At 51.1% G+C, this 19,480-nt stretch carries 16 protein-coding genes; 5 read left to right on the forward strand and 11 right to left on the reverse strand.

What is annotated here, in order from left to right; all coding sequences use genetic code 11:
• Positions 1 to 77: 77 nt before the first annotated feature.
• The 7 genes from ACPAOP_RS02525 to ACPAOP_RS02555 form a co-directional block, all read right to left on the reverse strand.
• Entirely contained in the window at positions 78 to 2,240 is a 2,163-nt protein-coding gene (locus ACPAOP_RS02525) for a sodium-translocating pyrophosphatase (protein ID WP_423709184.1), read from the reverse strand.
• Positions 2,241 to 2,392: 152 nt separating this feature from the next.
• A complete protein-coding gene (adk, locus tag ACPAOP_RS02530) occupies positions 2,393 to 3,049 on the reverse strand; it encodes an adenylate kinase (protein ID WP_423709186.1) in 657 nt (218 codons plus the stop codon).
• A 201-nt stretch (positions 3,050 to 3,250) separates the two neighbouring features.
• Positions 3,251 to 4,006: a 3-deoxy-manno-octulosonate cytidylyltransferase gene (gene kdsB, locus ACPAOP_RS02535; RefSeq protein ID WP_423709187.1), complete on the reverse strand. Its 756-nt coding sequence runs from the start codon at positions 4,004 to 4,006 to the stop codon at positions 3,251 to 3,253.
• A 12-nt stretch (positions 4,007 to 4,018) separates the two neighbouring features.
• The gene (locus ACPAOP_RS02540) at positions 4,019 to 4,204 is read right to left on the reverse strand and encodes a Trm112 family protein (protein WP_186883146.1); all 186 of its coding nucleotides are present in this window, start codon (positions 4,202 to 4,204) and stop codon (positions 4,019 to 4,021) included.
• Positions 4,185 to 5,228: a tetraacyldisaccharide 4'-kinase gene (lpxK, locus tag ACPAOP_RS02545; RefSeq protein WP_423709189.1), complete on the reverse strand. Its 1,044-nt coding sequence runs from the start codon at positions 5,226 to 5,228 to the stop codon at positions 4,185 to 4,187. Before lpxK ends, ACPAOP_RS02540 begins: the two co-directional genes overlap by 20 nt.
• 141 nt (positions 5,229 to 5,369) lie before the next feature.
• Positions 5,370 to 5,819, reverse strand: a complete 450-nt coding sequence (locus ACPAOP_RS02550; protein WP_186883144.1) for an ExbD/TolR family protein — start codon at positions 5,817 to 5,819, stop codon at positions 5,370 to 5,372.
• Between the two features lie 2 nt (positions 5,820 to 5,821).
• Positions 5,822 to 6,427, reverse strand: a complete 606-nt coding sequence (locus ACPAOP_RS02555; RefSeq protein WP_423709191.1) for a MotA/TolQ/ExbB proton channel family protein — start codon at positions 6,425 to 6,427, stop codon at positions 5,822 to 5,824.
• A 1,145-nt stretch (positions 6,428 to 7,572) separates the two neighbouring features.
• On the opposite strand from ACPAOP_RS02555, the gene xseA reads away from it, so the two are divergent.
• The 5 genes from xseA to ACPAOP_RS02580 all read left to right on the forward strand — a co-directional run bounded on the left by xseA (position 7,573) and on the right by ACPAOP_RS02580 (position 14,469).
• Positions 7,573 to 8,937, forward strand: coding sequence for an exodeoxyribonuclease VII large subunit (gene xseA, locus ACPAOP_RS02560; protein WP_423709193.1), 1,365 nt, complete (start codon positions 7,573 to 7,575; stop codon positions 8,935 to 8,937).
• A 161-nt stretch (positions 8,938 to 9,098) separates the two neighbouring features.
• The gene (sodB, locus tag ACPAOP_RS02565) at positions 9,099 to 9,677 is read left to right on the forward strand and encodes a superoxide dismutase [Fe] (RefSeq protein WP_423681050.1); all 579 of its coding nucleotides are present in this window, start codon (positions 9,099 to 9,101) and stop codon (positions 9,675 to 9,677) included.
• Positions 9,678 to 9,988: 311 nt separating this feature from the next.
• Complete coding sequence (locus ACPAOP_RS02570) at positions 9,989 to 10,861, forward strand: DMT family transporter (protein WP_423709194.1); 873 nt, start codon at positions 9,989 to 9,991, stop codon at positions 10,859 to 10,861.
• Positions 10,862 to 11,198: 337 nt separating this feature from the next.
• Complete coding sequence (locus ACPAOP_RS02575; protein ID WP_423709196.1) at positions 11,199 to 13,889, forward strand: prolyl oligopeptidase family serine peptidase; 2,691 nt, start codon at positions 11,199 to 11,201, stop codon at positions 13,887 to 13,889.
• 271 nt (positions 13,890 to 14,160) lie between these two features.
• A complete protein-coding gene (locus tag ACPAOP_RS02580) occupies positions 14,161 to 14,469 on the forward strand; it encodes a hypothetical protein (RefSeq protein ID WP_423709197.1) in 309 nt (102 codons plus the stop codon).
• 167 nt (positions 14,470 to 14,636) lie between these two features.
• On the opposite strand, the gene ACPAOP_RS02585 is transcribed toward ACPAOP_RS02580, so the two are convergent.
• The 4 genes from ACPAOP_RS02585 to nagZ form a co-directional block, all read right to left on the reverse strand.
• The gene (locus ACPAOP_RS02585) at positions 14,637 to 14,792 is read right to left on the reverse strand and encodes a DUF3096 domain-containing protein (protein ID WP_423681057.1); all 156 of its coding nucleotides are present in this window, start codon (positions 14,790 to 14,792) and stop codon (positions 14,637 to 14,639) included.
• A gap of 155 nt (positions 14,793 to 14,947) precedes the next feature.
• A complete protein-coding gene (locus ACPAOP_RS02590) occupies positions 14,948 to 17,371 on the reverse strand; it encodes a PAS domain S-box protein (RefSeq protein WP_423709198.1) in 2,424 nt (807 codons plus the stop codon).
• The gene (locus ACPAOP_RS02595) at positions 17,371 to 17,499 is read right to left on the reverse strand and encodes a hypothetical protein (RefSeq protein ID WP_423681060.1); all 129 of its coding nucleotides are present in this window, start codon (positions 17,497 to 17,499) and stop codon (positions 17,371 to 17,373) included. The genes ACPAOP_RS02590 and ACPAOP_RS02595 overlap by 1 nt, the downstream gene beginning before the upstream one ends.
• 330 nt (positions 17,500 to 17,829) lie before the next feature.
• On the reverse strand, positions 17,830 to 19,398 hold the full coding sequence (gene nagZ / locus ACPAOP_RS02600) for a beta-N-acetylhexosaminidase (RefSeq protein ID WP_423709200.1): 1,569 nt from the start codon (positions 19,396 to 19,398) through the stop codon (positions 17,830 to 17,832).
• Positions 19,399 to 19,480 lie beyond the last annotated feature (82 nt).

The following is a 19,480-nucleotide window of genomic DNA, read 5'->3' on the forward strand; positions in this document are numbered from 1 at the left end:
CATTCTGGCACGCATCTTTTTTATCTGAATCAAATATTCCGTTTATATCTGTGTCTTTTTCTGATTTGATCTTGCATCTATTTCTTTACCGACACTGACAGAATCCCCTCGGGTGGATGTACAGCAGGAACGAGGACGACAGCGACAGATGATGCGGAAACACTTGCAGCAATTCCGCCAACCGACTGTGGCACCGGATGCGGTAGCAGTGGCACAAGCAATAAGGCAACAATATTAATAATTTTGATCAGCGGATTCACCGCCGGTCCGGCGGTATCTTTGTATGGGTCCCCCACCGTATCCCCGGTCACGGCCGCCTTATGCGTCTCAGAGCCTTTGCCGCCGTAATGCCCATCCTCAATGTATTTCTTTGCATTATCCCAGGCACCGCCGCCGGTCGTCATCGAAATGGCGACGAATAATCCGGTTACTATCGTTCCCATTAATAATCCACCCAGCGCTGCCGGCCCCAGCAGTAAACCTACAAGCAGCGGCACGATTACGGGCAGCAGCGACGGCAATATCATTTCCCGTATAGCTGATGTCGTCAGCATATCGACCGCCTTGTCGTACTCTGGTTTGCCAGTGCCATCCATAATCCCTTTGATTTCGCTGAACTGGCGGCGCACCTCCACCACCACGGCACCAGCCGCGCGCCCGACGGCTTCCATGGCCATCGCTCCAAACAGATAGGGAATCAAGCCACCGATAAACAGCCCGACAATGACCTGAGGATTGGACAAATCAAATGCCGTCGATTTACCGACCGCATCTAAAGCATGGGTGTAATCGGCAAACAAGACCAATACGGCCAAACCTGCAGAGCCTATCGCGTAGCCTTTGGTTACCGCTTTGGTGGTGTTACCAACCGCATCCAGCGGATCGGTAATGGCCCTAACTGAAGCAGGCATTTCTGACATTTCAGCGATACCACCAGCGTTATCTGTAATCGGGCCATATGCATCCAGCGCAACGATGATACCAGCCATCGACAGCATCGCCGTCGCAGCGATCGCAATACCATATAAACCACTAAAGCCGTAAGAGGTCAGAATGGCGGCGCACACCGCCAGCACCGGCCACGCGGTCGACTTCATCGACACACCCAGACCAGCAATAATGTTGGTGCCGTGACCAGTGGTTGACGCCTGAGCCACATGTTGCACCGGCTTAAAATCGGTTCCTGTGTAATATTCAGTGATGTACACCATCAAGCCAGCCAGCACGATACCAACCACGGTCGCGCCCATCATACGCCAGCGCATTGCGTCGTCGGGCCACACCAGCCAGGTCACAATCGCAAAGCCGATCAGCGACAAACCGGCGGCCCACCATAAGCCGGTATACAGTGCTGACATGATTTTTTTATCAGGACGGGCTTTCACGGCAGAACAACCGACAATTGAGGCGAGTATCGACACCGCGCCGAGCAGCAAGGGATAAACAATCGCTTGCATTGCTGCGTTAGTGACGACCAGCGCTCCCAGTAACATCGTCGCAATCAGCGTCACGACATACGTTTCAAACAAGTCTGCAGCCATTCCAGCACAATCACCGACATTGTCGCCAACGTTATCGGCAATCACGGCAGGATTACGCGGGTCATCCTCGGGAATACCTGCTTCAACTTTCCCGACCAGATCCGCGCCTACGTCGGCGCCTTTGGTGAAAATACCGCCGCCCAGCCTGGCAAAAATGGAAATCAGCGAAGCACCGAAGGCAAGCCCGACCAAGGGCTGAATCACATCGTGCTGACTCAGCGTCAGCCCCATCCCATGCGGCGCGGAGAGTATGAGTATCGAGTAAAAACCTGTGACACCTAACAAGCCGAGTCCGACGACCAGCATGCCGGTAATTGCACCGCCACGAAAGGCAACATCCAGCGCGTCATTCATCCCTTTGGTTGCCGCCTGCGCAGTACGCACATTCGCCCGCACCGACACATTCATACCGATAAAACCACAGGCACCGGACAAGACTGCGCCGATCAGAAAGCCGCAGGCAGTCGTCAGGCCCAAACCGGGAATCGCAGCAATCGCAATGAACAGGATCACGCCCACCAGCGCTATCGTACGGTATTGTCGCGCCAGATAAGCTGACGCGCCTTGTTGTATCGCCGCTGCAATCTCCTGCATACGCGGAGTGCCGGCATCTTGTTTTAATATCCAGCGGCGCGACAGCAAACCGTACAGCACGGCAATCATGCCGCAGCCGATCACAAACCAGAGACTAGCTACCATGGTGACTCCTCCTGTTGTTGTCGTTGTCAGACAGCGTCGTCCGGGACGAATGCTCAGAGACGACAGAAAAACTCAGTACATGACCAGATCAGGCACAACAGGAGCAGAGACGAAAAAAAAGCGGACATATTGTCCGCTCCCTCTTACTACTCTTATTCCGTTAATGCAGCGAAAGCGCTGTCGCGTATGCTCTCGACTGGCCCTACTCCCGCAATCTTGCGATATTTAGGCGCACCGGGCTGACCTGATTTTGCCCAGTTACCATAGTAACTCACCAGCACTTCTGTTTGTTCGTGATAGACAGACAAACGCTTTTTAACGGTTTCTTCCTTATCGTCGTCGCGTTGTATCAGGTCTTCACCTGTGACGTCGTCTTTTCCTTCCACTTTTGGCGGATTGTATTTGACGTGATAAGTACGACCTGAACCCGGATGCACACGACGGCCACTCATACGGTCAACAATCGCTTCATCAGGAACGTCGATTTCCAATACATAATCAATCGCGACACCGGCTTCTTTCATCGCATCGGCTTGTGGCGTTGTGCGCGGAAAACCGTCGAACAGATAACCATTTGCGCAGTCGCTTTCTTTCAGACGATCTTTGACCAGACCAATAATGATGTCATCGGAGACCAGACCACCTGCGTCCATGACTTTTTTTGCTTCCAGACCAAGCGGGGTACCAGCTTTGACCGCGGCGCGTAACATATCGCCAGTCGAGATTTGCGGAATATTGAATTTTTCTTTGATGTAATTAGCCTGCGTGCCTTTACCAGCACCTGGCGCTCCTAACAAAATAAGACGCATTTTATTTCCTAAGACGAGTTTGAATTTGTTTGCACGCTCGCAAGGGAGCATGCGGAATCTTTTTTAATTTACTGCGTAACACTACGGAATTGTTTTTCTTTTAGTAGTAATAACACAGAATCTTTTCACGAAACTTACCACAATTTCCGGCGCTATTGCTGTCTGAATATGAAATCAATCCAGAGTCATCAATGTTTTAGCTCATTTTCCTGAAAAAATACGACGAACCCGTTCCAGATCTTCCAGCGTATCCACACCGGGCGCCGGGCTGGTCTGCGTTACATGTACTGCGATCGGATAGCCGTGCCACAGCACGCGTAACTGTTCCAGTGCTTCGATCTGTTCCAGAGGCGAGATGTCGAGTTGTGGATACTGTTGTAAAAAATCATTGCGATAGGCATACAGACCAATGTGCCGCAACGGCGTATAGCCAGCCGGCAGCTGCTCACGACTTGCCGCAAACGCGTCGCGATGCCAAGGGATCGTTGCGCGTGAAAAATACAAAGCGCGGCCAGATTTATCGAGCACCACTTTCACCACATTCGGATTAAAAACTTCAGCGACGTCATGCAAGGGATGCGCTGCGGTCGCCATCGGCACCTGCGCATTCACCAATGCTGCCGTAGCACCGATCAGTGCCGGATCAATTAAGGGTTCGTCGCCCTGCACATTGACCACCACCGCGTCTGCTGGCAATTGCATGCTGGCGGCCACCTCTGCAATCCTATCAGTGCCAGACGGATGATCCGGGCGCGTCATGCGCACAGGCACGCCATGCGCCTCACAAGCGGCGACAATATCGGCATGGTCGGTTGCCACCATAATCGCACTGGCGCCGGATGCAAGCGCACGTTCGGCGGTGCGTACCACCATCGGTTTACCAGCGATATCCGCAAGCGGTTTGTTTGGCAGGCGACTCGATGCCAGTCGCGCCGGAATAATGGCGATAAAACTCATACGGCGTCCCGCTCAGCGCGCGTCGATTTCTTCTTGTGTCAGGGTGCGCGCCTGATCTGTCCACATGACAGGAATATCGTCACGCACAGGAAACGCCAGTTTATCGGCATAGCAAATTAATTCTTGCGCAGCTTTGTTGTAGACCAAAGGTCCCTTGCAGACAGGACAAACCAAAATATCAAGCAGGCGAGCTTCCATGCTTTTTCTCCGAAATCATTTGAAGTAGATCTGCTGCAAATGTGCCGCCGAGTTGCGCCTCAACAGGCACCACCCAGATGCGGGCATCGTTTTGCAATGCAGGAATTTGTCGACATTTTACTGCATCCTTTTCCGTGATCAGAATGCAATCGGCAGCGATGGCCTGAAAAGTCGTGGCGTCAAAAGCGAAATGATCCGGCAACGCCACACCTTCACATTGCAACCCCGCATTAGCCAGCGTAGTGAAAAAACGCTGCGGATGACCGATGCCTGCAACCGCACACAAACGCTTTGCAGCAAAATTGGCGAGGGGCTGACGACATTCCGGCTCCGCCAATTGATACGCCTGTTGTGCTTGTAATTGCATGCGAACCGCGTCAGCGGGAATACCGGGCACCGCTGCGGCGCTGATCTCTGCGGGCGCATTGAGGACGGTAAAATCACGCCTTCTTTGTACCGGTTCGCGTAAAGGACCCGCCGGCAACATCCAGCCATTACCGGCACCACGCTGATCGAACAACATGATTTCGATATCGCGCGCCAGAAAATAATGCTGCAAGCCATCGTCGGCAATCAGGATATCCACTTCCGTATGCGACGCCAGCAATGCGCGTCCGGCAGCCACGCGATCCTGCCCGACAGCCACCGGAACACCCGTGCGTTGCGCAATCAACAGCGGCTCATCGCCGACCTGTGACGCCAGCGCATCCGCCGTCAGCAGCGTCACGTTGTCAGCTTGCATCCCATAGCCACGTGAAATGACGCCGGGCCGATAACCAGCCGCCTGCAATTGCTGCACGAGCCAGATCACCAACGGGGTTTTGCCGGTGCCACCGACATAGATATTGCCAACCACGATCACTGGCACACTGAGTTTCACTTGCGCTTTGTAACCCAGCACAAACAAGCCAAAGCGGAACGTGACAATCAGCTGAAACAGTCTGGATAGCGGCCACAATAAGCACGCCACGACGCCGCGCTTTTGCCACGCCTGCAACAGCCAGGATTCCAGCCAGATCCGCATCGTTTTTCCTCTGCTAAAAAACAAGCGGGGAGTAAGATACTCCCCGACAGTATGCTATTCAAAAATGAAATCGTCCGCTAAAACATTGGGAGATAGCGCACAGTATTCATATACTCCCCAAAATCACCGTGTCGGAGAAGCTTATTTACTGCGGCTTCCAGCCTGGGCTGCGAATGTCACTTTGGCTAATCCGGCGATACGCGCCGCTTCCAGCACATCAATCACCGACTGGTGCGTCGCCGCGCGGTCTGCATTGATGATCACAACGGGCTCAGCCTGCGCACCAGTCGAACCCTCGGCCAGCGCGGCGCTGGCACGCCGCAAATCCTCCGCCAGCGTCGCAGTATCCAGAAAAGAAACCGCCTGATTATTGATCTTGTATCGCCCTTGCGCATCGATACCGATATCAATCTGATTCGGCTTTTCCTGTGCTTTTTCGGCATCTGCCGTTGGCAGTGTGATCTGTAATTCGGTGAAACGGCTATACGTCGTCGTCACCATCAGAAAAATCAGGATGACCAGCAGCACGTCAATAAACGGGATCAGGTTAATTTCAGGCTCTTCCCTGCCCTTTCCTTTACGAAAATTCATGTTTACTTCCTGGCGCTATGCACGACATCAACAAATTTGACGGCCTGTTGTTCCATATCAACCACGAGACTATCTACCAGGGCTCTGAAATGGCGGTAAGCGACCAGTGCCGGCATCGCGATCAGCAAACCAAAGCCCGTGTTATACAAAGCCACAGAAATACCATGAGCCAATTGCGCCGGATTCGCGCCGGTCGCCGTTTGTGAACCGAAAATTTCTATCATCCCGACCACCGTACCGAACAAGCCCATCAACGGCGCCAATGAAGCGATCGTGCCCAGCGTTGTCAGGAACCGCTCCAGTTCATGTGCGACCGCAGCGCCGGCTTCTTCGATGGACTCTTTCATCACTTCACGTGGCGCGCTGACGTTGCGCAAACCCGCAGCCAGCACTTTGCCCAAAGGGGAATTGCCTGCAAGTTGTTGTATGACTTCCGGCTTCACCTTGCCTGCCTGATACACGCGTATCACCTCATCGAGCAGCGTCGATGGCAGGATTTTATTGCGACGCAAGGAAAAACTGCGTTCAATAATCAGCGTTAAGGCGATCACAGAAGAAATCAACAACAGATAAATAGGCCAGCCGGCGGCTTGAATAATGGCGAACAAAGCGCACTCCTAATAGGTTCAGAAATCCAACCCCGCAATGTAGCGCTTTGTGTGCAGACGGGCAAGGGTACTCAAGAAAAAAACGACGTCTGTGCATATCCGGCGTGTTTTACACAAAATCTGTGCGCAAGCCTGTGGATAAGTACTTGATAGCACATTAAGTCTTTGAAATAAAACAGATTTCTTTTTAAGCTTAAGAATTAGGCAGCAATTTTCAGGGCATGCGTCATGGTTTTTCTGCAGTATTTTTTCTCATTTCTGCACACTTTATGTGGACAAGCTTGTGCACAAGGACCGGGAAATAAGTTAAGTCCCTGATTTTTAAACAGATTAATCTTCTGCAAATTATTTAAGCAAAAGCCTTTTTTCAGGCTGATTTGCTGAAAATAACAGCACTCAGATACTGGTCGTGGATAAGCGGATTGTTTTGCACAAATTATGTGGACAAATTTGTGCAGAATGCTGAAAAAGTGCGGCAATTAATTGATTTATATAGATAAATACAATTCGCTCAAAAAATATGCAAATCGGCATTGAAAGCGTTTCCGTCATTTTTTATTGCAATAAAAACACGGCAAATTCAGCGTATCAGGGGATAACTCTGACTTTTTGCACATTTTTTGTGGACAACATTGTGAAAAAAGCGGGGCAATCATATTAAGTTCATGATTTATATCAATTATTTTTAAAAGCCTGTTTTTTAAGCAGGCTTTTAAAATAAGAAACGTCAACGAAATCATGTTTTAAAAAGCAAATTTTTATGTGAACAAGTCGGTTTTTCTCACATTTTTTGTGGAAAAGACTGTGTAAAAACAGAAGAAAACACAGTAACTCTTTGATTTTATTAACAAATAAGATCATGCACAAAATATAGGCAACACCCTCGTTTTATCACCAGATAAAAGATACTCACATTTTATGCACTTATTCTGTGGATAAGTTTGTGCACAAGCCTTGTATCGTTCTGTAACTCCCTTGATTTGTAAGGATTTTTTCATATTGCCCGATTTACTTGCAGAGAGATTGATAATAAAAATCAAGGACTTATATCCAGCGTTTGCATTTCTTTTGACTTATTGCTGTCTCAATGACATGCTGACGACCACCACAGGCTTATGTGGACAGCTTTTTTGATTGTATGCCTCATGAACACTGATTTCCGTCCATCAAACCCAATCCCGGCGAGCACTGTCATCAGTGTTTCTGCGCTCAACAGCGCCGTTGCTCAACTCTTGGAACGTAATATCCCGCTGACATGGGTTTCCGGCGAAATATCGAATTTCACCCGCGCCAGCTCAGGACATTGGTATTTCACCCTCAAAGACAGCACGGCTCAGGTACGTGCAGTGATGTTTCGTGGCCGCGCCCAGTATGCCGATTTCCAGCCACGCGAAGGTGATAAAGTCGAGGTGCGGGCGCTGGTGACTCTGTATGCGCCGCGCGGCGATTACCAGTTGAGCGTCGAAGCAATACGCCGTGCCGGCGTCGGCAACCTGTATGAAGCCTTTTTACGCCTGAAAGCGCAACTGAGTCAGGAAGGCTTATTTGATCCGGAACGCAAACGCCCGCTGCCGGTGTTTCCTAAAACCATAGGCATCGTCACCAGCCCACAGGCAGCCGCATTGCGCGATGTCCTGACGACATTGCGCCGGCGTGTGCCGCATGTTCAGGTCATTCTGTATCCGACGCAGGTACAGGGCGAAGGTGTCGGTGCCAAAATTGCACAGGCGATAGCTACTGCCGCCGCACGTGAAGAATGTGATGTGCTGCTGGTCTGCCGCGGCGGTGGCAGCATCGAAGACTTATGGGCATTCAATGAAGAAATCGTGGCCCGTACCATCGTCAACTGCCCCATGCCGGTGATTGCTGGCATCGGTCATGAGACCGACTTTACGATCGCCGATTTCGCCGCGGATATGCGCGCAGCAACACCGACGGCAGCGGCAGAACTCGCTGCCACGCCGCGTGCCGACTGGGTCAGTGCTTTAGAACAACAGCAACACCGCATGCAAAGAGCCATGCAAAGGCAAATCGCGACCCAGAATCAGACGCTGGACTGGCTGTCACGCCGCCTGCTGAGTCCGGCGGCAGCGATTGCGTTGAAGCGACAGCAACTACAACATTGCCTGCAAACTCTGCGTTACAGCAGTGGCATTCCGCTGCAGCATTCACGTCATGCGCTGGCGCAGCTGGACATGCGACTGCAAAGCCAGCGCCCGGATATGACGCCAGCACGAACAAAATTAAACGAACTCCGGCTTCGGCTGCAGCAATTCCAACGCCACGCGCTGTTACAGCAACGCCAGCAACTGGGCGCACTGCAAACCCAGCTGGAATTACTGAACCCGCAACGCACGCTGGATCGCGGTTACGCGATTATCCGCGACCACAAAGGCCGACTCCTGCGCTCAGCACAGGAGTTGCAGCCACACAGCCTGCTCAATATACGCCTCTCACATGGCAGCGCGGAAGTCGGTATCAGCAGTGTTCAGACCAGTCTCGATCAGTGATGACCAAAATATGCTACCGGCATGACACGTTCTGCGAGCGCTTCCTGATTCGAAAATCACACAGTTGCGCTGCAAGCTTTTGCACAAACGCTTACAATGAGCGTTTTACCCGTTCGTCGTCATCAAACGGAAACCACTGAAGAAAACTAAAAGGACACATCATGGAACATACCTTACCGGCATTGCCCTATGCATTGGACGCTCTGGCTCCGCACATTTCCAAAGAAACACTGGAATATCACTACGGCAAACATCACCAGACTTATGTGACCAACCTGAACAACCTGATCAAAGGTACAGAGTTCGAAAATTCCACACTCGAAGAAATCGTTAAAAAATCTTCCGGTGGCGTATTCAATAATGCGGCACAAATCTGGAATCACACATTCTACTGGAATGGCCTGAAACCTAATGGTGGTGGCGCTCCTACTGGCGCACTGGCTGACGCGATCAACGCCAAATGGGGTTCTTTCGACGCGTTCAAAGAAGCTTTCAATAAATCAGCTGTCGGCAACTTCGGTTCTTCCTGGACCTGGCTGGTGAAAAAGGCAGACGGTACACTCGATATTGTCAACACATCGAATGCTGCCACACCACTGACAACAACAGACAAACCACTGATCACCTGCGATCTGTGGGAACACGCTTACTACATCGACTACCGCAATGCGCGTCCAAAATATCTGGAAGCGTTCTGGGCGCTGGTTAACTGGGATTTCGCTGCCGCGAACCTGGCATAAGCTACCAAGTTACCGGGTCTGTTCTGACGCTGGTTGGAACAGATGAAAAAAACCTGTGCATGTTTCGGCATCACAGGTTTTTTTTCATCTATCCCAAAGTAGCTTTATGCGAAGATAGTTGCGCATAAAAAACAATAGCTATAAGCAGCGACAAACAGATTTGCCTTCAATGATGAATCTGCCCGGGAGTTTGGAGTATTTCCGGGTTACCGCCGCGTATTCAGAATATGCGCTCAACAGCGCGAATTCACTGATTCCGGCCAGAGAACGAATACATCCCTATTTCACTCACGCCCCGATACCGACTTCGTATGCAATCAAATTCAAGTCTGCTGCTTAAATCATTGCCCGCCATCTTCATTTTTATCTGGGCGTCCGGCTACGTCGTTGCTAAATATGGTCTGCCCTATGCAGAACCACTGACATTTTTATGCATGCGTTATATGGGCGTAGTTGTCATGATGCTGACGCTCGCCATACTCATGCGCGCGCCCTGGCCCGCCCGCAAAGACCTGTTACCGATCGCCATCGCTGGCATACTGATGCAAGCTTTGTATCTCGGCGGTATCTGGTGCGCGGTCAAGCTCGGCATGCCGGCAGGTGTGGCGGCTCTGATCGCCAATGTGCAACCTATTCTGACTGCTGTCATGGGACCTTTTATCGGTGAGCGCATACGTGGCAGACAATGGCTGGGACTGGCTTTCGGCATCGCTGGTGTCGGTCTGGTCGTGGCGAATAAAATTTCTGTTGTTGCCCTGTCGCTGACCAGTGTCAGTCTGGCGGTGATGGCTTTGTTTGCAATGACCACGGGCACGCTGTACCAGAAAAAAACCTGCCCTTCATTTGATGTGCGCACCGGGCAAGTGATTCAGTTTGCCGCGTCGCTGTTAGTTACCGCACCATTTGCATGGATGCTGGAGACACAGACGATACTGTGGACGCCACAATTTTTCGGCGCACTTGCCTGGTCGGTTCTGGTGTTATCCGGTATCGGCATCTCTGTTTTATACATCATGATACGACATGGTGAAGCCACCAAAGTCACCAGCTATATGTATCTGGTCCCGGCCGTTACAGCCGCAATGGCATGGCTGATGTTTGGAGAAAAATTCACCCTGACCGCACTGGCGGGAATGGCTATTGCGCTGGCTGGCGTGGCTTTAGTCGTCAGACCAGCACGCTGAAAATAGGCCTGAAGCGGATGCGCTTCAGGCCTATTTTTTCGGAGAGAAACCTTCACCACCGACAGCTGCGGTGGTACACCTCAGCTCATCAGCTCAACGCATATCGACAACGTGTCCGCGCCGATGGGTACGTACAGAAAAATATTTGTATGCAGCAGGAACTCGCCAGACCGTATGCGTGTCTATCCCGCTTGTCTGCAAATTGGCTGTCGGCTGATCAGTGCAGGAAGCTCGGATATTGACCATCCGGGATGCGCTGCTAACCAGATACAGACATGCCGAATCTCACCTCGTTAACGTCATAAATCATCCTATAAAAACAATGAAGGCAAGTGCTATGTTCCCGAAATTTATTCCTTTCAGTATTGCCCTCGCGTGCTCAGGCGCAGCGCTGTTACCGCAGCATGTCGCCCATGCAGCGCCAACCGGCAACGTCATTGCAAAAATCCAGCCTGCGGATCTGACGCTGGAACAGGTATTCCGTGCAAAACCGTATGCAGGTCAGGCAGCAAAAGTCATCAGCTTCAGCCACGACGGTCGCTACCTTGCTTACGTCTGGAATCCGTTTAATGAAATCGGCTCTGACTTGTATGTGCACGACACGCAAACAGGAGAAACCCGCCGCATTACTTCACCAGCACTGATGAAGACGTTCGATGCGCCGGAAGTGTGGGACCGGTTCGAGAAGAAAGCAAAGCAAAAAGAAAAAGAAGAATCAGAGCGTCAGGCAAAGGCTGAAGCCCATGCCGCTTACCTGCGTGGTGAAAAGGTTAACCTGCAACAATGGGAAGAAGCCGGCTTAGAGGAAGTAAAACGTGAACTGGCTGATAAAAAAGCCCGCGATGCGAAGAAGAAAGCCGAAGCTGATGCAGAAGCTGCAAAAGAAAAAGCTGCCGAGAAAGCAGCAGCAAAAAACAGTGCTACGGCTGATACTGCGTTAGCAAAGTCGGACGACAAAAAAGACAGTAAAGCCGATAAAGACAGCGACAAACAAAAAGAGCTGTGGGAACTGCGCGATGAACTGAAAAAGAAAATCGCCAAAGAAAGACTGAAACCCAGTGACCTCTATCCAGGTGTCGATTATCTGGTCTGGGCAAATAAAAAAAATGAACTGATATTCCAGTATCGCGGCGATTTATTCCGTCTGCAGGCAGCCAACGGCAAGGTGGAAAGGCTGACGCAAACCGACAAAGCAGAACGCATCGTCGCTTATCGTGCGGATGACAAAGGCTATATCTATATGGATAGTAAGAGTCTCTACAGCGCCGCCTTTGACAATAGTGCGATCCGTCAGTTGAATCGTGAACTGATCCATCCGGATGACGCGGAGAAAAAATACAGCATCGCCAGCACGGTGCTGAGTGAAGATAAACAATGGATGGCAATTTCTGCAGTGGCGCCCGATGTCGATGAAGAGACCGGTAAAGTGAAACCGGCTTCTGAGCGTCAGGTAGAAATTATGAATTACAGCGAGCGCTTCGCCACGGCCAAAAAAGTGCCGCGCGAAGTGTCGGATGATAAACGTAAAGTTCCGGCGACAGCCTTATACATTCGCCGCGTGACCGATACATCTGTCCGTCAGCCACAACCGGTATTCACTAACAACGGCGGTGATGTCTGGTTTGAAATGAGTAAAGTCAGCTGGGCGAAAGACGGTAGCCGCTATACATTTTCAACCTGGGAACGCGAAAAAAATCTGCTGCGCATTTACGTCGGTAAAGCAGAAGAAGGTGTTAAGCCTGCGCTGGTGTTTGAACGTCGTGGCAATGTCGGACATGAAGTCGTGAATGTGCTGGAGCCAAAATTTACTCCCGACGGAAAACAACTGATCGCCGTACTTGACGAGCAAGGATATCGCCAGCCTTACATTATCAGTACTGATAACAACAATGGCAGCGGCAGTGCCAAAGCCATTCTGAAAGGTGATTTTGAAGCGCACCAGATCATCGGTTTTACGCCAGATAGCAAATCCATGTTCGTACTGGCAAATAAGGATGACTTCGCTTCGATGAATGCGTATAAGGTCGATATCGCCAGCGGCGACATGAAAGCACTCGGACAAAAGGGCGATTTCCATCGTGCCAGCGATGTCGCCGATAGCGGTGACAAACTCGCCAGCGTCGCTGGTCAATGGTCGAGCCGTCCGGAGTTAAAACTGATTGATGTGAAGACTGCAAAAAGTACGACGCTGACGCAAAGTCACGATCCTTTGTGGCAGGCGATTGATATTCAGCAGCCAGAACGTTTCAGTTTTAAAAACCGTCACGGCGATCAGATACAGGCGTATGTTTTCAAGCCAGCAAACTGGAAAGCCAGCGATCAGCGCCCCGCTATTGTCTATACCTATGGTGGCCCGCTGAATGACAGACACATCATTGAAACCGACAGCTTCCAGCAAACAGCCTATATGTTTGGCATGTATATGTCGGCAAAAAATGGTTATGTGACTGTGGCAGTTGATCCGCGCGGACATTCCAATTACGGTCGCAAATTCAGCGATGCCAACTGGGAACAGGCGGGCGAACCGCAAACCGAAGACCTCGAAGATCTGGCGCAATACATGCAGAAAAACCTGGGTGTTGACGGTCAACGCATAGGTCTGACGGGCTGGAGTTTCGGCGGCTTCCAGACCCAATATACGATGTACACCAGCCCGGATACCTTCGCTGCCGGGATTGCCGGTGCTGGCCCGACCGAATGGGAAAACTACAATAGCTGGTACAGCGGCCGCACCATAGGTAAGACTGAGCGTAATAAACCTAACCTTCGCAAGTATTCTTTATTGCCGCTGACTGCTGGCCTTAAAAAGCCGCTGCTGCTGGTGCATGGCATGCAGGATCCGAATGTATTGTATCAGGACACCGTGAACGTCTATCGCGCCTTACTGGAAAATGGCAAGGAAACACTGGTCGATCTTTTCCTCGATCCGGATGGTGAGCATGCTTTGGGTGGCGCCATCAAAGCCAAAGCCTGGCACAAAAAATATGAAGCCTTTTTCTTACAGCATTTAGGCTCAGGCAATAAATAATCAGCGGGATACCGGAGTGATGCTGGCTGCAGCGATTTGCATACATCATCACTCTGATTTTCTCTTCACATTCCCGCGCAAGGCAGGATTTCTTATTTGAAAAACATCCCCCAAAGCGGCAGACTCAGATCTGCGTTTCGCATCACAGATAACATCTGCACGGCAAATTCGAGAAATTATTACCGTTGTGAAGCAAACGGATACACGCAATAATCAGCACCAATTCAGCCTGTCATTTATTCCCGACGAAAGACGCTACACGAAAGCCACTATGAATGCCTTTTCGCAATATATGTATTCAGTCCTGCGCCAGGTCACGCAGGAATTCCGTCAATTAGCATCGAAATGTGCGCTGGCGATGCTGCGTACACCGCTGCCGCGTATTTTTGTGATCTGCGTCGCGATTGCGCTCGCGATCAGTCTGATTCCGTTTGTGCTGAGCTTGTTTGTACTGTTTGTGGTGTTGAGAGTTTTCCTCGGTCTGCTGAAAACACCGCAGCAGGATCGTACGTACAACCAGCAAGCGCAGTCATATCAGGAACAGCAGATTTACATCAGACGTCTGCGCAGAGATGAATAATATCAACGCGACTTTCTGAAGAACATTAACGTCAACCGCCGCACCGGGCAACCTCAATATCCTTGTCCGCTTGCGCTCTTGTTATTCTGCACCGATTTGTATTAATCCCCGTCTGCATATAAGGTCAGCGGGGATTTTTTGTGTAATGCGGACATCAATGATGATCGTCAGAACAGATGAAAACGCCCCAGCCCGAAGATGCCGGCCAGCCCGACAATAATGAGGTACAAAGCAACAATAAAGCTGACCAACTTCGGTTTCACCAGAATACAAAGACCTGCGACCAGCGCTAGTACAGGCATCAGAGAAAGATGAATGTTCATGAATAACCAATCAAAAAAGCAGTAAAAAGTCTGATAAAGAATCCGCACGTTCACCCGGCGGCGCTCATTCCGTACCGAGATCATTACCGTTCATAAAAAAGCCCTGCAGGCGCTGTGTCTCTGTCAGGTGGATGAATACAGAATCAGCTCTGTACTCACTGTTTATCGTGCAGCAATGAGGCATCGCTCACCTCACCCGGCGCTGTATCCGCATAGGGTGCGGTGAGCGGCAAATGAATGATAAAACGCGTTCCGCGACCTACGACACTCTCCACTTCCAGTTTTCCGCCAAGCATTTTAATAACGATATTGTGAACGATATTTAAGCCAAGACCCGTGCCACCGCGCCCCATTTTGGTGGTGTAAAACGGATCAAAAACGCGCGACATATGTGCGGGTTCTATTCCTATACCGTCATCAGCAAAAGTAATTTTCACTTTATCCGGCTCTGTCAGTTCGGCATGGATAGTCATCGTGCCCGAAGATTGTCCATCAAACGCATGTGCAACTGCGTTATTAATCAGATTGGTGATGATCTGTTCTAGCGCACCGGGGAAACTGTCCATGATCAGTTTTTCCGGAATGTCAACCTGAAGTACAAACGGTGTCTTACGTAACATCGGTTGCAATAAGCTGGTGACTTCTTTTACCACCGCCTGCAAATCAAAAGGACGGCGCTGATCAGATACCTGATCTGCTGCCACCTGTTTGAAATTCATCACCAATTCACTGGAACGGTTAAGCCCGCGCAACAGTATCCCCATCCCTTGCTCGGTATCCTGCAAATAACTTGCGAGCAAAGAACGCTTTAAACTTCCATCCCCGAACGCCGTGCTGATCTCGCGGGATTTTTCGAGCAGCGTGCTGGCGACCGTCAGACAGTTACCGATAGGTGTATTGAGTTCATGCGCCACCACTGCAACGACATCACCAAGCGCACGCAATTTTTCTGAACGCAGTAACTCGGTCTGTGCCATTTGTAAATGCCCCATCGTCGAAGCAAGCTCATGATTCGCCGACTCCAGCTCTGCCGTGCGTTGTCGTACCCGCGATTCGAGTTCACCATTCAGCTGATTCAAGGCTTCACGCGCTTCGATCTGCGGCGTGATATCGCGTGCAATACCGAGGTAGCCGGTGATTTCCTGATCCGCGTTAACCAGCGCCGTCACACTCAGGGATACATGAATTTTTTTACCGTACTTGGTCACGTAAATCCAGTTCCGAGTCTCCATCCCTGACTGGATTGCGATGCTTGAAAAAATATCGATACCCGTAATTTCACGGCCGAATTTCTCAGATAACTCGCGGCTGCGCTGTTCCATCTCATCGGCATCATGAAAATCGGTCGCATGCAGCTGACCAACACTTTCGTAAGACCGATAGCCGAGCATTTTTTCAGCTCCGCGATTAAAGATCGTGACCAGCCCTTCCTTATTGGTCGCGATGATGGAGATTTCCGATGCGGCGTCGAGCACTGCCTGCAGGTCCCGACGGGCGGCTTCTACCCGAGCTTCAGCCTCCAGACGATCGGTAATATCTTTGCAGATCGCCACGATATGTCTGGCACCGTCAACTTCGACTATCGCCGCAGATAATAATCCGGATCTGACTTGTCCATCCTTGGTCTGCATTTTCCCCTGAAAATCGCTGACTATCCCTTGCTCCAGAATCATACTGGTCCAGGTTTTGCGCTGTTCAGGGTCTGACCAGATACCCAGCTCGAGCGAAGTCTTGCCTATCGCATCCTGTTTGTTATGGCCTGTGAGTTTTTCAAATCCTGCATTCGCATACAGGATACGGCCAGTTTCTAACTGGCTCAGCGTCATATAGTCAGGCACGGCCTCAAACACTGCCAGCAGACGATTCGCCGTTTCCCGCTGCTGCTGCTCGCTCAGCCGGAGTGCGGCAATTTCACTAGCCAGCTGATCGCTCATCACATTCAGCGCGTGACCGACCACACCGATCTCATCCTTGCCGGTGTACTTCACTTTGGTGTCAAACTCTCCGGCGGAAATCGCATTGGCAGCGGCTTCCAGTTGTCGTAAATGGCGGGTCAGCCACAGCCCCAATAAATAAAGGAATAATGTCGAAACGACGACTTCAAAAAACGAAATCAGTATCGACTCTTCAAACAGCTTTTTTTGGGCTTCCTGCGCAAACCGGGTTGACAGTCCAAACACCAGTTCACCTTGATTGGAGCCGCCAGCGACGAGAGGAACACGGATATCGCGCCGATGACTGTCCAGCGGCAAACGTAAGCCGTCGCTGCTGGCAGGCAGGGCATCGGTCCAGCCTGAATGCAGCAACAGCTGGTGATCCTGGCCGAACAACAGAAAATAATCGATCCCATGCTCCTGGGTACGGAACAACTCTGTGATCGCAGCGTAGTCTTTTTGCAGTAGCAATGGCGCGATTTCAGCACTGAGTAAATGCGACATTTCACGCGCCCGCAACTCAGTCAGTTGCGATAAATTTTCCTCATTGAAGCGCAGGCTGTTGCCAACAAGAACGGACAACATCACGACTTCAACGAGCACGCTGACGAATATCAGCTTCCAGCGTAAAGACAGCTTCATCATCAGATCGCCCGTGCCACTCTGGCACCGGGCATATCAACGCCGACGCAAAACGACATGGCAAAAAAAATGCTGCGCCCTGCGGCCGCGCGCATCATCGCCATCATTGGTGTAAAGAATTCCATCGACATCTTCAAGCCCTAGTCTCCTCTGTACGCTCCGCTCTGCCTGACAAATCAGATGCAGATATCATTTCATCATGTCGTGGACTGAATATCGGATTGTATTCAACAGATAATGCAACATACTATCCGATAGGATTACGCTTTTGCTCATCACCACAGGGAAAAATAACATTCATTCACAAGCGGTGTTTCCGGTACAACAAACCACGGTAATCCGTAAGTTCAGTGTCAGCATCCTGTGAATTTCACGATGAAAATTCAGACCAAATAGTTTATAAACTACTATTTTTTCGCACTGACTTTGTTGATATTTAACAAAGCTGATTCTTGGCTGATCTATACATGTTTATCAGGCGGATAGCCGGAAATATCGACAGGAATATTTCCCTGCGCACCGACCTCACCGGCCAGCCACGCACGTACTGCCGCGATTGCAGGTACGGCGAAACCATAAGTGATCAGCGCAGGAGCCTGAATATCGAGCATGTGAAACGGATTCCACAATACCAGATGCAGATCCGGTTTCCACGAACGGCGCACCCGTTCACCATAGCGTTTGCGCACAGTCGAGGCGAGGATGACGAAACGATCATCCTGCGGCAGACTTTGCCAGTCAAACTGTTCAGCATCGCTGAAGGTCACAGTCTCAACGTCATACAAATCTGCCAGCATCGATGCAACTTTGTCTGCCGTGATACCTGCTTCAGAAACACCATCACTGACCGCGTCTGCGCGTATCACCAGACGTACCCGGCTGCCTTTTGCCGGCGCCTGCGGCTCACCAGCACTGGTCAGACCGCGTTCCCACGCATGCGCCATCAACGCTCGGTCAGCGGCATCAGTCAGATAGTCAGTATCGATGCAAGGATAAGCGTCAGTCAGTTGCCGTATGCGCTGCAATTTCTGCTGCACTGTCTGATATGAAATTTGTCCAGAGAGTATGACTTCTGTGAGTGCCGCCAGCGTTTCGGTTTGCGCCTCGCGGCTGCCGATCGCCATCACCATATCGGCACCAGCCAGCAATGCTCTCACCGCTGCATTGCCTACACCATAACGCCCCGCAATCGCCTGCATATCCATGCCATCGGTAATCACGACACCGCGATACTGCCACTGCTCACGCAATAAATGCGTCAGTATCGTCGGCGACATGGTTGCCGGATTTTCCGCATCCAGCGCGGGATAAACGATGTGTGCCGTCATCATCGCAGGCGCTTTGCGGCGGACGGCGATCTGGAATGGGGCAAACTCCATTGCCTGCAATTCGGCCAGCGATTTATTCACTGTCGGCAGCGCGCGGTGCGAATCGACATTGGTGTCGCCATGCCCGGGAAAATGTTTAACGCAGCAAGCCACGCCTTCCGACAGGCTGCCATCCATCCACGCCAGCGCCAGCGTGCTGGCACGCTGCGGATCGGCGCCGAATGAGCGTTCAGCGATGACAGGATTATCAACGTTATTATTCAAATCCAGCACCGGCGCGAAATTCCAGTTGAAGCCCAGCGCCTTAATGTTGCGTGCGACTGCCGCACCGACCTGATAGCACAGATCTGCATCGTCGCTGGCACCCAGCGCCATCGCTGACGGCGGTTGCGGTACCCAGGTTGGCCGCACGACTGCGCCACCTTCCTGATCGAGCGCGATCAGCGCTTCCGGCCCCATCACAGCGTGCAGATCCGCGGTCAGTTTTTTTAGCTGCGCTTCGTCCGTCATGTTGTTGCGGAACAGGCAAACGGCGCGGATATGATGCGCGCGTAAAAAATGCGCCAGATCGTCATCCATGCGGGTCACAGTAATGCGCACCATCACCAGTTGCCCGGCCAGACGACGTGCATCATCAATATTCAGCGGTGCGTTCAGCGCATGCGGCGGTTCAACTGGCGAGATGGAATTGTTATTTGTCATAGGTCTCTGGTGGCTGCTATTACGGATATTTACGGCATCGAGAATGTCACGCTCATACCGATCAGGCTGAATTTGTTCATAT

The organism is Undibacterium sp. WLX3042 (assembly GCF_049544825.1).
Lineage (GTDB): Bacteria > Pseudomonadota > Gammaproteobacteria > Burkholderiales > Burkholderiaceae_D > Undibacterium.

Coding starts and splice junctions, on each gene's coding strand:
- ACPAOP_RS02585 (WP_423681057.1), bottom strand. CDS start 14,792: ATGAACATTCATCTTTCTCTGATGCCTGTACTAGCGCTGGTCGCAGGT.
- nagZ (WP_423709200.1), bottom strand. CDS start 19,398: ATGACAAATAACAATTCCATCTCGCCAGTTGAACCGCCGCATGCGCTG.
- ACPAOP_RS02595 (WP_423681060.1), bottom strand. CDS start 17,499: ATGTCGATGGAATTCTTTACACCAATGATGGCGATGATGCGCGCGGCC.
- adk (WP_423709186.1), bottom strand. CDS start 3,049: ATGCGTCTTATTTTGTTAGGAGCGCCAGGTGCTGGTAAAGGCACGCAG.
- ACPAOP_RS02580 (WP_423709197.1), top strand. CDS start 14,161: ATGAATGCCTTTTCGCAATATATGTATTCAGTCCTGCGCCAGGTCACG.
- lpxK (WP_423709189.1), bottom strand. CDS start 5,228: ATGCGGATCTGGCTGGAATCCTGGCTGTTGCAGGCGTGGCAAAAGCGC.
- ACPAOP_RS02570 (WP_423709194.1), top strand. CDS start 9,989: ATGCAATCAAATTCAAGTCTGCTGCTTAAATCATTGCCCGCCATCTTC.
- ACPAOP_RS02540 (WP_186883146.1), bottom strand. CDS start 4,204: ATGGAAGCTCGCCTGCTTGATATTTTGGTTTGTCCTGTCTGCAAGGGA.
- ACPAOP_RS02550 (WP_186883144.1), bottom strand. CDS start 5,819: ATGAATTTTCGTAAAGGAAAGGGCAGGGAAGAGCCTGAAATTAACCTG.
- ACPAOP_RS02590 (WP_423709198.1), bottom strand. CDS start 17,371: ATGATGAAGCTGTCTTTACGCTGGAAGCTGATATTCGTCAGCGTGCTC.
- xseA (WP_423709193.1), top strand. CDS start 7,573: ATGAACACTGATTTCCGTCCATCAAACCCAATCCCGGCGAGCACTGTC.
- sodB (WP_423681050.1), top strand. CDS start 9,099: ATGGAACATACCTTACCGGCATTGCCCTATGCATTGGACGCTCTGGCT.
- ACPAOP_RS02575 (WP_423709196.1), top strand. CDS start 11,199: ATGTTCCCGAAATTTATTCCTTTCAGTATTGCCCTCGCGTGCTCAGGC.
- kdsB (WP_423709187.1), bottom strand. CDS start 4,006: ATGAGTTTTATCGCCATTATTCCGGCGCGACTGGCATCGAGTCGCCTG.
- ACPAOP_RS02525 (WP_423709184.1), bottom strand. CDS start 2,240: ATGGTAGCTAGTCTCTGGTTTGTGATCGGCTGCGGCATGATTGCCGTG.